General features: G+C 40.8%; 10 protein-coding genes. 9 read left to right on the plus strand and 1 reads right to left on the minus strand.

Annotated features, from left to right (window positions below; genetic code table 11):
* The first annotated feature begins 418 nt into the window (after window positions 1-418).
* The 5 genes from KGY70_09795 to KGY70_09815 all read left to right on the plus strand — a co-directional run bounded on the left by KGY70_09795 (window position 419) and on the right by KGY70_09815 (window position 5,683).
* Window positions 419-1,375: an AEC family transporter gene (locus tag KGY70_09795; GenBank protein ID MBS3775470.1), complete on the plus strand. Its 957-nt coding sequence runs from the start codon at window positions 419-421 to the stop codon at window positions 1,373-1,375.
* A gap of 254 nt (window positions 1,376-1,629) precedes the next feature.
* A complete protein-coding gene (locus tag KGY70_09800) occupies window positions 1,630-2,670 on the plus strand; it encodes a hypothetical protein (protein MBS3775471.1) in 1,041 nt (346 codons plus the stop codon).
* A 105-nt stretch (window positions 2,671-2,775) separates the two neighbouring features.
* On the plus strand, window positions 2,776-3,327 hold the full coding sequence (locus KGY70_09805; GenBank protein ID MBS3775472.1) for an RNA polymerase sigma-70 factor: 552 nt from the start codon (window positions 2,776-2,778) through the stop codon (window positions 3,325-3,327).
* Between the two features lie 12 nt (window positions 3,328-3,339).
* A complete protein-coding gene (locus KGY70_09810) occupies window positions 3,340-4,344 on the plus strand; it encodes a FecR domain-containing protein (protein ID MBS3775473.1) in 1,005 nt (334 codons plus the stop codon).
* Window positions 4,345-4,387: 43 nt separating this feature from the next.
* A complete protein-coding gene (locus KGY70_09815) occupies window positions 4,388-5,683 on the plus strand; it encodes an STN domain-containing protein (protein ID MBS3775474.1) in 1,296 nt (431 codons plus the stop codon).
* A gap of 81 nt (window positions 5,684-5,764) precedes the next feature.
* Here the strand turns inward: KGY70_09815 and KGY70_09820 are convergent, their stop codons facing one another.
* Window positions 5,765-7,363, minus strand: a complete 1,599-nt coding sequence (locus tag KGY70_09820) for a glycoside hydrolase family 16 protein (protein ID MBS3775475.1) — start codon at window positions 7,361-7,363, stop codon at window positions 5,765-5,767.
* A gap of 312 nt (window positions 7,364-7,675) precedes the next feature.
* Here KGY70_09820 and egtD point away from each other — a divergent pair, with 312 nt between their 5' ends.
* The 4 genes from egtD (at window position 7,676) to KGY70_09840 (ending at window position 12,635) form a co-directional block, all read left to right on the plus strand.
* A complete protein-coding gene (gene egtD, locus KGY70_09825; GenBank protein MBS3775476.1) occupies window positions 7,676-8,662 on the plus strand; it encodes an L-histidine N(alpha)-methyltransferase in 987 nt (328 codons plus the stop codon).
* Window positions 8,663-8,996: 334 nt separating this feature from the next.
* On the plus strand, window positions 8,997-9,653 hold the full coding sequence (locus KGY70_09830; GenBank protein ID MBS3775477.1) for a class I SAM-dependent methyltransferase: 657 nt from the start codon (window positions 8,997-8,999) through the stop codon (window positions 9,651-9,653).
* A gap of 22 nt (window positions 9,654-9,675) precedes the next feature.
* The gene (locus KGY70_09835) at window positions 9,676-10,248 is read left to right on the plus strand and encodes a hypothetical protein (protein MBS3775478.1); all 573 of its coding nucleotides are present in this window, start codon (window positions 9,676-9,678) and stop codon (window positions 10,246-10,248) included.
* An 83-nt stretch (window positions 10,249-10,331) separates the two neighbouring features.
* A complete protein-coding gene (locus tag KGY70_09840) occupies window positions 10,332-12,635 on the plus strand; it encodes a GH92 family glycosyl hydrolase (protein MBS3775479.1) in 2,304 nt (767 codons plus the stop codon).
* Window positions 12,636-12,764 lie beyond the last annotated feature (129 nt).

Genomic DNA, 12,764 nt, shown 5'->3' on the forward strand with positions numbered 1-12,764 from the left:
GGGAAATATTTATGGTGCCCCGCCGAATAGGCGGGGTTACACCCCGAATGTGGCGCCCCGCCAAATATAGGCGGGGTTACACCCCGAATGATCTGTTAAATACTTTATTAAAGAACTTTAATTTTTGTTTTCCTTCTCTCCCCAGATTATAGTAGAACTCGCAATTTTCAAACTCCCGAATGTGGCGCCCCGCCAAACAGGCGGGGCTACACCCCGATATTTGTGGCGCCCCGCCGAATATAGGCGGGGCTACACCCCGTGAAATATACTTTTTATAATCTATTTCTAAAGAACCTTTCCAAAATTGCAGCCCAAAATTAGTAATATTTACACAATTTTTTAAATATTTGCTTCACTTTTTGTGTACCGGTTAATCGTTAAATCTTTCATTCGCCTGAAGCACATTATCGGATAAAATATGCAGGTTAACATCATCATTCAGCAAATATCCGTTCTTATCCTGTTGGCCCTGATTGGCCTTGTTGCCACCAAGCTGAATGTTATTCAACGGGAACTTAAAACCGGCCTGACCCGGATCATTTTCAACATCACCCTCCCCTTTCTGATCATTACCCGCATTTCTTCCCTGGATATCAGTAAGGACATACTGATTAGCTGGGGATTGATCATTATTATAGCCGCTTTTGCCATTATATTATTCCTGAATATTGGCAGACTTACCAGCCGTTTGCTCCATCTTCCCCCGAAAAGAGCTATAGTACATATATTGCATTCCGGGTTCGGTAACATCGTTTTTCTCGGATTTCCCATTCTCGACGCCCTCTTTCCCAATGGTGAAGGACTGCTATATGGAATCATCTATTTTCTTACCCAAAATATCCTTACCTGGACATTGGGCATTTTTATTCTGAGCGGCGAAAAACAGCAAAACAAACTCAATCATCTTAAAAAATTACTGAATCCCAATACAATAGCCTTTTTTATCGGGCTTGTCATGTTACTCACGGGAATCAAAATACCGGATTTTCTGTTCGGTCCTCTTCAGGGCCTGGGTAAAACGACAATGTACCTTGCCATGCTTTATATCGGTGCCCTTCTGGCCGATATCAACCTCAAATCCATACCGAATAAGAAAAGCACATTTACGGTAAGTATGAACAAACTGCTTATAGGACCTGTGATCCTTATGTTACTTATCCACCTGGTTTTGCTATGGATACCTCTCGATATTCCCCAAACCGCCCTTTATGTCATCATCCTCGAATCAGCCATGCCCTGTGGCACCGTGATGGTGATTTTGTCCCGCCAATACAACAAGGACGATTATTATGCCACCCAAAACATGTCCGTTTCAACCCTCCTCAGTGTCATCACCCTGCCTTTCATTTTTTTTCTCAGCCAGATCATACTCTAACCCGAATGAAGCTTAACGCAGCTTTGGCTACAAAGAAAAAATTTTCCCTGCCCAGATATTGGATTCAATGATGAGCGATGAACGCTAAGCTTTCTTTTCCCGGCATCAGCCTTACCCTCAGCCTTAAACTAAATTTTTATAAAAATATTTGCATGTATCGATAGGGTAAAACTCCATCAGTGGGTCTTAATAATGAAAGACCTCTAAGAATCTTTGAAATTTTAAAAAATAAATTTAACATTAAAATCAAAAACATGAAAACACAAGTAAATAAAAGATGGCAACGCAGGAGTATCATCCTGGCGATTCAAGTTGTAGTATTGACCTTAGCCTTTTCATTCAATGGATTGGGACAGGAAATAAGTCAAAGAATATCCGACACCGAATCCTTATTCAAACAAATGGAAGTGCAACTGGTTGATACCAACTTCACCCACAAATGGAATCAGGATTCCAGCAGGTGGGAACTTTATAACAGAGAGATTGACCTCTACAAGAAAGGTCAGCTCCTGGTAGGGATACTCAATGAAAGATGGAATGATGAATCCCTTGAATGGGAAAATTTTGAACGGACTGTGAAAAGCTATAATGAAAAAGGCAGACTGATAGAAAATCTGCATCAAAAATGGGAATCCGGGCAAAACAAATGGGTGAATCTTCAGTTGAAAACCTTCACCTACGATCGGTTGGGAAATAAAAGTGAAATACTGTATCACGAATGGCAACAGGCTGCCGGTCAATGGTTCAGTACTGTAAGATATCTGATTGAATACAATATGTATGGCGAGCAAAAGGAAGTGCTGATCAGAGTTTATTCTCCTTCTACCGAAACCTGGTCAAACGATACACGGTATACCTTTATTTATCATGACGGTTACGGTCTCCCGGATGAAGCTCTTGTGGAATCATGGAACGATTTCACGGAATCATGGAGCAGCAGAGGCAAATACGCTATGCGTTACGATTTCAGGGGAAATAAAACACAGGAAACCAGGGCTACATGGAATGACAGCATGCATGAATGGATCAACGGATTAAGATACCTCATGGATTACGAAAAAAGAAACCTGACCAGTGAAATCGAACAAAGATGGGATTACAGAGCAAGTAACTGGAATAATGCCATTCGTAACCTTTTCACCTACGATGATCAGGGAGACATGAAACAAATGGTTGAAGAACGCTGGAACCGGGATGCTTCAAATTGGGAAACCAAAAACATCTTCCTTTATTCGGATATCAGGGAGATTGACCAGGAACAAAAGCCCGAAGAACAAAATCAGGATAATAATTAGTAGTTTTGCAAAGGTGGATGTGTAAGGAGGGTATCTTGTTAGGTTTGATATCCTCCTTATTCTAAATTTGAACAAATCCCAAACAAAACTGAACCGATCCTGAGCATGAATGCAAACGACAAAAAGCTCATAAAGGAAGTTAAAAAAGGGGATGTTAAGTCCTTTGAAATACTATTCAAAAATTATTATGAAGCACTTTGTATTTATGCAAACCATTACCTGAAGGATATGGATCAGGCAGAAGAGGCGGTACAGGATGTATTTTTCAATATCTGGAAAGGAAGGGAACAGATAAAAATCCGTGAATCGGTTCAATCATACCTGTATACATCAACCCGGAATAAATGCCTTAAAATAATACGTTCACAGAATATGGCCGATCAATACTCGGATTATATCAAAAATGCGCCCGGTGAGCAGGTTTCCACTCCGGTTGATGAACTCAACGCAAAGGAACTGAACCTGTTAATTGAAAATACATTAAAACAATTGCCCGAGAGAGCAAGAGAGATTTTCAGAATGAACAGGTTTCAGGGATTAAAATACGGAGAAATTGCAGAGAAACTGTCAATATCCGTTAAAACCGTGGAATCAAACATGGGAAAAGCGCTAAAAATCTTTCGTAAGAACCTGAATGAATATCTAAAAGTGATTTAAATCTCAGCCGTTATGGTGAAATGGAAAAGACTGGCAAAATATCTGGCCAATGAGGCGGATAAAAAGGAGAAGGCAAAAGTCAGCCGGTGGGTCAACAAAGACAAAGACAATCTTAAAGCCTTTGAGGAGATAAAAATGTACTGGAACCAAATTGAACATTCCCAAAGATCAGAAATTAACACGGAGAAAGCCTGGAACAATCTTAAGAACAGGATTGCTGCAGAGGAAAAAACCCGGCCGGCAAGGGAAAAACCTATTTTCATATTTAACAATGCATTTTTGCGATATGCGGCGGTTGCCTTATTAATTATAGGTATCGGAACAGGTGCTTTTTTTACCTACCAGCAATTAAACCAACCAGCCCAGACAGTAACTGTTGATACCCCGCACGATATCCGAAACAAAAAAGTTGCTTTACCGGATGGCTCACTGGCCTATCTGAATTATAACTCAAAACTGAATTATCCCAAGCAATTTAGAACAGGCAAGCGAGAGGTTACCATCAACGGAGAAGTGTTCTTTGATGTAGAGAAAAATCCTGCCAAACCTTTCATCATAAATGCCAACAATGCCCAGATTGAAGTATTAGGCACTTCATTCGATGTTAACACCAATTTACCCGACAATAAGGTGGAAGTGCTGGTTCAGTCAGGCAGGATTAAGGTTGCCAGGAGAAACAAACAGGATGAGCACCTCATTATAGAAGCAGGTTACAAAGGAATTGTAGGTGATGATATGCTGAAAAAAGAAAAGCAAAAGGACCCGAACTACCTTGCATGGACCACCGGTAGACTCGTTTTTAAGGGACAGGAACTGGAGCAGGTTTCAAAAACCCTGATGAGAACCTATAATGTAAAGATTAATATCGGGAATCCGGAAATTGAAAATTACAGGATCACAACCAATTTTACCAATGAATCCATTGATACAGTGCTGAATGTTATTGCCACAACTTTTAATTTGAAAATAAATAAGATCAATGAGAATGAATACGTTATTAAAAAAGATGTGAGCTGAACAAAGCACATCATTTATTTGTTAAGTTCCCGTTATCTATTATATGAAAAACGTAAATACCATATTGTTGCTGGCCGCATTGACTGTTTTCTCACTTAATAATAAATTTGTCAGGGCGCAGGAAAACATTCTGGAACGGAAGATTCGGCTGGAAATGGATAATGAACCGCTCCATAAGGCATTCATGCACCTTAACCGGATCACCGAATATAAGTTTTCATATAACTCCAACCTTGTGGATGATGACAAACTGATTTCAATTTCATTCCAAAATACTTCCCTGGGTAATATTCTGGACTCCCTTTTCAGAGACACAACACTGGCTTATGACCTGGTGGACCAGCACATTGTGATCCATAAAAAAGAGATGGCGGCTCCGGTTTCAAATGACACAACAAAAAACAAAAAGCCTGTTGTATCCAATAGCCAGCCCTTGTTTAAACAGGTGGAAGTTATCAGAAGCGATACAAACTACACCCATAAATGGGAAAGAGATTCCACCAAATGGATGCTTTTTAGCAGGGAAATTAAATATTACAAAGACTCTGTTCATCTTGCCGGAACCCTGAACGAAAGGTGGAATTCACAAAAAGGTAAGTGGGAAAATTACAACCGTACCATAAAACAATATAACGAGCAGGGTAACCTGATGGAGAATCTCAACCAGCAATGGAGTGCCGATCAGGAAAAATGGATCAATCTGAAACTTAAAACTTTCTCTTACGATCGTTATGGTAATAAAAGTGAGGTACTTTATCATGAATGGCAGCAAGCCGCGGGCCAATGGTTCAGTACAGTAAGATACCTGATAGACTACAATCTTTTGGGCGAAGAAAAAAAAGTATTGATTAAAGTGTATTCTCCTGCCACCGATACATGGTCGAATGAAACCCGTTATACGTTCATATATAATGATGGCCCGGGCCCTCCGAATGAAACCCTGGTGGAATCCTGGAACAGTTTTACAGAATCATGGGATAACCGGGGGAAATATTATATGCACTACAACTTAAAGGGTAATAAGGTAAAGGAGACCCGGTCCACATGGAACCAGAATATGAACGGCTGGATGAACGGATTGAGATTTCTGATGGATTATGATAACAGGAAACTGACCAGCGAAATTGAGCAACGTTGGGATTACAGGGACCGGGAATGGAATAATGCCATCAGGAATATCTTTAGCTACGATGACGAGGGTGAAGTAAAACAAATGGTGCAGGAGCGGTGGAACAGGGATTCATCAAAATGGGAAACAAAGAATATCTATTTTCACTCAAACATAAAAAACCTTCAGGAAGAATTTCCCGGCGGCAAAAAGAAAGATACCGCAAAATAATGAGAACATGGAAATTTAGTTGTTAGATATATAATAACACATCCATTTATTAGCATATCTTCCTTAGCCTTAGCCTTAGCCTCATTTCTCAATATAAGCTTCCACCCATTCTACCTGCATCTCTTTTGGAAGGCGACTACTGTCAACTTCCCCATTAAGTCCTGAATTCAATATCATATACATGGGTTCTTCCGGAATGTTGAATTTAAATTCATTTACAGGCATTCCGTTTATTCTCCAAATGAGTCTTCCATGCTTCCATTCAAGTGAGAAGATATAAAACCGCTTGCTGAAATTGGGCCCTTTAATCCGTGTTTTTCTCAGTTTCACATCATTTGGATCTTTGGGATTGCCCTTGTAACTTCCAAACTCCATTTTCCGGGGACTCTCGTCTGTATAATGAAACACATCCACTTCCGGGAGAATCTTATCTGATACCATCCAGAAACAATGACGCAAATGAGGGGCATAGCTTAACCGAACCTTTGCCCTGAACAAACCGTATTTTTGTCTGAAACTCTGTCCGGTATTAATGATACCCGAAGTATATGAAAACTTTCTGGGATAAAAGCCAAATTTTGGATCCCATACTTTTCCTTCCGCTTCTTCTTCTCTGGTAATTATAGTGAGTACTCCATCGTGAATTTTTAAGTTATTGCCATCTGTGAAAAAATGCGCATCGGTGGTCTGCACATAGCTCTCATTCAACAGGGCTTTACCCCAATAGTAGCTTGTAAGCCATTTGTTGCCGTCAATTTGTCCGTCCTCAAATTTATCCAGAAAAGTCCTTTCATAATTTTTGTGAAATGCAAATTTTTCGGAATTCACGTGTTTGTAATACCAACGGATTTTATCAGATTTTTCCAGTGTTTTGTATTCCTGGAAATTCTGATATAGGTTGCTATATTTAAATTTATTTGGTGTCTTCAGATACGCTTTCGTTTCAATGAAATCATCGCTTTCAACATGATCTTTGAGATCCTGATATTCCTTAAGTGACTCTGATTCCACAGCCGACTGGTAAATGGCAAACTTTTTACTGTTCCTGAATTGAATGGCTTTTTTAATGTCCGGATCTTTTTTAAGTCGTTTGTATTCCTGGTATTTTTTGAAGTCTTCTGTATTTTCAAATTTTAACCCTTTTAGCTCTTCGGAAATCCGTCGAAGTTCTTCCGCGTCGGAATCCGTTTTGGATTTTTTATACCGCGCCAGGGCATCTTTGTACTCGTCCTTTTTTTGTTTTCTTTTGTGTTTAAGCTTCCGTTTAAATTCTTCAAACTGCTCGGATCCAAAGTATTCCTTTAACTCGTAATACCTTTTCAGGGGTTCGGAATCTTTCATCCTGAGATAATGGTTCAGTTCTTTCGAATCAGCTACTTTGAGGTAGGTTTTGACGGGATCCGATTTTCTGAGCTTGTTGAATCGCTTTTCTTTATGGTAGGGTTCACTGTTTCTATATTTCTGGCCGTTTATCTCCTTCTTTTTCTTTCTGAACTCATCGGAACGAAAATAATTTTTAAGCTCTTCAAATCTGGCCAGTTCATCCGATTGCTGAATTTCCAGGAGATAATTATAATCTCTTTCAATTGCTTTTTCTCTTTTTTCAAAAGAACCCGAATCGGGAACAAGTCCTAAAAAGGAAAATATGCGGAACCTGGTTCTATAAAATACATTCTTCATGCTTCAGTCTTTTCATCTTAAATACAAAACTATAAAAATATATAAAAATTACGCCATTTCCCTGAAGATTATTCAGGCGAATTCCGTATCCTCAGACGGATATAGATTTATACGTGAGAAAAGGCCCGTAGTTATAATTTTATGGGATAAGATTTAATTGGTGCGCCAAGCGGGGATTATAAAATCTTATCATCTATTGATTAAACAAATCATTAACATATTGGTTGTAAAATGCTGAGGATAAAAATAAATTTTTCGTATTTTAACCCTATGATTTCAGACATACAATAATAAATTTAAAAACAGGGAAATATGAACCAACATCTTTCGGTAAAAGAAAAACATACAGAAACCCATTCTGAATTTGAACAGGATATTTACCTGGGTTTATCTTCCAAACCAAAATATCTTCAATCAAAATATTTCTATGATGCTGAAGGGGATAAGCTGTTCCAGCAGATTACAGCCTTAAACGAGTACTATCTCACCGATTGTGAGCACGAAATACTCAACAATCATAAGGATGACTTGCTGACGTTCTTCCTTGATTCCAATACGCCCTTTCTACTAACTGAGCTGGGTGCAGGAGACGGACAGAAAACTGAGGTGTTGTTAAACCATTTTCTCTATGAATCGGTGCATTTCCGGTATTTTCCAATTGATATTTCACCAAACGTACTGGATTTGCTTGAATCAAAATTGTCAGCGAATTTTCCGAAATTAAATGTCAGTACTTACCCCGGCGACTATTTTCGGGCACTTGACCGCTTGAATGCAGAGGAAAATGGAAGGAAAGTACTGTTGTTTCTGGGCTCAACAATTGGCAATTCCGAATTTGAAGAAGCCGTTAGATTTCTGCGTTCCCTCAAGAACAGAATGAATAATAAAGACTTGCTCCTTATTGGGTTTGATCTGAAGAAAACTCCCAATACCATCCTTCAGGCATATAACGATCCCTCAGGCATCACGGCGCAGTTTAACCTGAATTTGCTACACCGGATCAACAAAGAACTGGAAGGTGAATTTGAACCGGATGATTTTTACCACCATCCAACTTACGACCCTTCAACCGGTGAGGCCAAAAGTTTCCTTATCAGCAAAAAAAATCAAACCATACGCATTGGAAAACTCAATACTACCTTTGAATTCAAAGAGGGTGAACCAATTTTTACAGAGATATCCCAGAAATACGATGAAGACATGATTAATACCCTGGCAGAAAAAGCGGGTTTCCGGGTACAAAACAACTTCTACGACAGCAGGAAGTATTTTGTGGATTCACTGTGGCAAAAACATTAAAGGTTTATCTTTTTATGGCCAGAAATATTATTCGGATAACCCCTAGACCAAAAATCCCAATGGCTAAATAATAAAACAAATTGGCAAGATTTTCAGATAAATTCAGTTCTTCTCTGATTATATACAGAACAACCATTGCCAATGCCAGGATGTATAAGACATAAAAGTATTTAGACAAGTTCTTTTTCATAATTTTGTTGATAAGATATAGACCAAAATTGCAAAAAAAAATCGTCATAAAACGTTTTTTATCGTTCACGCTATAAAAATTTGTTATATGTTTTCGTAATAGTATCTTTGTTTATAGAAAAATAACCATTAAAATTCTTAAAAAATGAAAAAATATAACCTTACTCCCGGATTTGTAATACTATTTACCGTTTTCTTTACTTTTACAACAACCCTAAGATGCCAAACCACGGGAGACCAATCGGACCTGGACAAAAAAGTCAGAAATTTCCTCAACAGTCGCAGCTGGTACAATATGAATATACCCCAGTCCGATGGTCAAAAGCTGTATGATCTGATTGTTGAAAACAACTACACCAGGGCCTTGGAAATTGGCACTTCAACGGGACATTCATCTATATGGATTGCCTGGGCCCTGAGCAAAACCGGTGGGAAACTGATTACCATTGAAATTAACGAAGAAAGACATAAGCAGGCATTGGAAAATTTTAAGGAAGCCGGTTTATCCGAGTACATAGATGCCCGCCTTGCCGATGCCCATGAGCTTGTCCCCCAATTGGAAGGGCCGTTTGATTTTGTTTTCAGCGATGCCGACAAAGACTGGTACAAAAACTACTTTCAGGCCGTAGATCCCAAGTTAGAGGCTGGCGGTTGCTATACCTCCCATAATGTGTCAGAAGACGGAGGTTATTGGGGTAGCGACGAATACCTTGAGTTTTTGAAATCATTGCACCATTACGAAACCACAGTTTTCGGGAAGGGTTCCGGTATGTCAATCAGTTTCAAAAAGTCCGAAAAATAGAAACCATAAAAACACATTAAAATTGAGCACACACACAATAAGAAAGATTGGGTTTACAACCATTATTTTTATAATACTATTTTACGCCTGCAGCGAGAATCCAGGAAAAACTCAACAATCTGTCAGTTGGCAAACCGAACTGGAAGAAAAATTACCCCTGTTGGGACATCGAAACTGGATACTGGTTGTGGACAAAGCCTTTCCGCTTCAAACCGGAGAAGGAATTGAAGTATTATACACCGGGGAACAATTGCTGCCGGTGCTTTCCCATGTGTTGTCGGAAGTTGAAAAAGCGGATCATGTCAATCCCACGGTCTATACCGACAAAGAATTGCAATATCTCAATGACAATTTGGTTGGAGGCATTGAAAAGTATAAAGATAGCCTGAAACAGGTGATACCGGAAAACACTGAATCCATGCTCCACGATTCAGTTTTCACAAAGATTAAAGAAGCTTCACAAATGTTTCAGATACTGGTGCTAAAAACCGACCAGACAATGGCCTATTCCTCCGTTTTCATTGAGCTGGGCTGCCAGTACTGGCCTGCTGAAAAGGAAAATAAACTCAGATCCATTATGGAAAATGAGCTGTAGGCAAGGAATCTTTGATTTTTTACCGGAATATTGCATTTAATTGGCAAAAGATATTGTATTTTCGGCCTTCCAAACCTCATAATATGAATAGAATAATCCTCTTATTAGCAGGCGTATTGCTTGTAATCACTTCATGCACCCGGCAAAGCAGAGAGTCTTCCAAAGACCCTACGGATGAACCGGTGGATTTAGTAAATCCTTTGATGGGCACCGATTCGGAGTTTGAGCTTTCAAACGGCAACACTTACCCTGCCATCGCATTGCCCTGGGGAATGAATTTCTGGACTCCCCAAACCGGAGAAATGGGCGATGGATGGGCTTACACCTATGATGCTTACAAAATCAGGGGTATCAAACAAACCCATCAACCCAGTCCGTGGGTTAATGACTATGGAGCCTTCAGCCTGATGGCGGTTACCGGAGATGTGAAGATCGATGAAGATTCCCGTGCCTCCTGGTTTTCTCATAAGGCAGAGGAGGCAAAACCAAACTACTACAGTGTCTATCTGGCCGACTACGATACAAAAGTTGAGGTTACCCCTACCGAACGGGCTGCCATATTTCGTTTCACCTTCCCCAAAACGGATTCAGCATTTATCCTGCTTGACGGCTTTTTTGAGGGTTCCTCCGTTACCATCGCTCCCGACAAACGAACCATCACAGGTTATGCGCGCAACAACTCAGGCGGTGTACCCGACAATTTCCATAATTATTTTGTGGCCCGTTTCGACAAGCCTTTCGAATACCAGGGAAGCTGGAGTGAAGGAGAATACACTCCCGGGAAGCTGAACGCTGAATCCGAACATTCGGGTGCCGTGGTTGGCTTTGATACAGAAAAGGGAGAAACGGTACATGTGAAAGTAGCATCTTCATTCATCAGCCCGGAGCAGGCCCGGTTGAACCTTGAAAGGGAAACAGGATCCAAAAGCTTTGAACAGGTCAGGGCAGAAGGCCGAAAAACCTGGAACAACGAACTGAATCGCATCAAAATCCATGGAGGAAGCCTCGATGAGCAGAGAACTTTTTATTCGTGTCTTTATCGTGTGTTGCTTTTCCCCCGCAAATTTTATGAATTCAATGAACAGGAAGAAATGGTACATTACAGTCCTTATAATGGTGAAGTAAAATCCGGCTACATGTTTACCGACAATGGTTTCTGGGACACCTTCAGGGCCGTATTCCCCTTCTTTACCCTTATGTACCCCGAGCTGAACAGCAATATCATGAAGGGACTAGTCAACACATACAAAGAGAGCGGATGGCTTCCCGAATGGGCCAGCCCCGGACACCGCAACGTAATGATCGGTTCCAACTCGGCTTCCATCATTGCCGACTCCTATTTGAAGGGCATCAAGGGTTACGATATCGAAACCCTGTATGAAGCCATGGTGAAAAATACCAAAGGACATGGGCCGGTGGAGTCCGTCGGCCGCTATGGCGCCGAATATTATAATGAACTGGGATATGTTCCCTACGATGTCGGAATCAATGAAAATGCCGCCCGCACCCTGGAATATGCCTATGCCGACTATACCATTATGGAACTGGCTGAAGAGTTGGGCAAACCAGAGGAAGAAATTGCCAAGTTTGCCGAAAGGGCACAAAATTACCGCAACCTGTTTGACCCCGAAACAAATCTTATGCGGGGTAAGAACGAAGACGGTACCTTCCAGTCGCCTTTCAATCCCTTTAAATGGGGCGATGCTTTTACCGAAGGCAATAGCTGGCACTACACCTGGTCGGTATTTCATGATGTGCAGGGACTTGCTGATCTCATGGGTGGCCGGCAGGCTTTTTCCGAAATGCTTGACTCGATATTTGCTCTGCCTCCAAAATTCGATGCTTCTTATTACGGATTTCCCATACACGAGATCCGGGAGATGCAGATTGTCAACATGGGGCAGTATGCACATGGCAATCAACCCATACAGCACATGCCTTACCTTTACAACTATGCAGGAGAACCCTGGAAAACCCAGCAGTGGGTAAGAGAGATCATGGACCGCCTTTACTCTCCACATCCCGATGGATATTGCGGCGATGAAGACAACGGCCAGACCTCGGCCTGGTATGTATTCAGCTCCATGGGCTTTTACCCGGTTTGTCCCGGTCAGCAAAACTATGCCCTGGGCAGTCCGTTGTTTGATCGCATTGAAGTAGAAATGCCGGAAGGCAATACCTTAACGATTAATAATGTCAATAACGCTCCCGGAAATGTGTATATCCAGTATGTTAAGCTGAATGGAGATCATCTGGAGCAGAATTATATCCGACATCAGACGCTTCAGGATGGCGGGGAACTTACATTTGAAATGGGGCCTGAACCGAACAAACAGAGAGGTGCCGATCCGGAATCGTTCCCTCCTTCCATGAGTAATGAAGAATAAGCGTGAGGTTAGTTCTTTTCATAAAAGCTTGTGAAAAAATAAAATGACCAATAAGCTTGCAGCAATACTCATATCATTTATATGCCTGGCGGGATGCCAATCAGGGAAAACAGACAATGAGGATCTGCA

This window comes from Bacteroidales bacterium (assembly GCA_018334875.1).
Lineage (GTDB): Bacteria > Bacteroidota > Bacteroidia > Bacteroidales > UBA12077 > JAGXLC01.

Bases quoted from the DNA above. Each gene is read 5' to 3' on its own strand.
- KGY70_09795 (MBS3775470.1), top strand. From the start codon at position 419: ATGCAGGTTAACATCATCATTCAGCAAATATCCGTTCTTATCCTGTTG.
- KGY70_09800 (MBS3775471.1), top strand. From the start codon at position 1,630: ATGAAAACACAAGTAAATAAAAGATGGCAACGCAGGAGTATCATCCTG.
- KGY70_09805 (MBS3775472.1), top strand. From the start codon at position 2,776: ATGAATGCAAACGACAAAAAGCTCATAAAGGAAGTTAAAAAAGGGGAT.
- KGY70_09810 (MBS3775473.1), top strand. From the start codon at position 3,340: ATGGTGAAATGGAAAAGACTGGCAAAATATCTGGCCAATGAGGCGGAT.
- KGY70_09815 (MBS3775474.1), top strand. From the start codon at position 4,388: ATGAAAAACGTAAATACCATATTGTTGCTGGCCGCATTGACTGTTTTC.
- KGY70_09820 (MBS3775475.1), bottom strand. From the start codon at position 7,363: ATGAAGAATGTATTTTATAGAACCAGGTTCCGCATATTTTCCTTTTTA.
- egtD (MBS3775476.1), top strand. From the start codon at position 7,676: ATGAACCAACATCTTTCGGTAAAAGAAAAACATACAGAAACCCATTCT.
- KGY70_09830 (MBS3775477.1), top strand. From the start codon at position 8,997: ATGAAAAAATATAACCTTACTCCCGGATTTGTAATACTATTTACCGTT.
- KGY70_09840 (MBS3775479.1), top strand. From the start codon at position 10,332: ATGAATAGAATAATCCTCTTATTAGCAGGCGTATTGCTTGTAATCACT.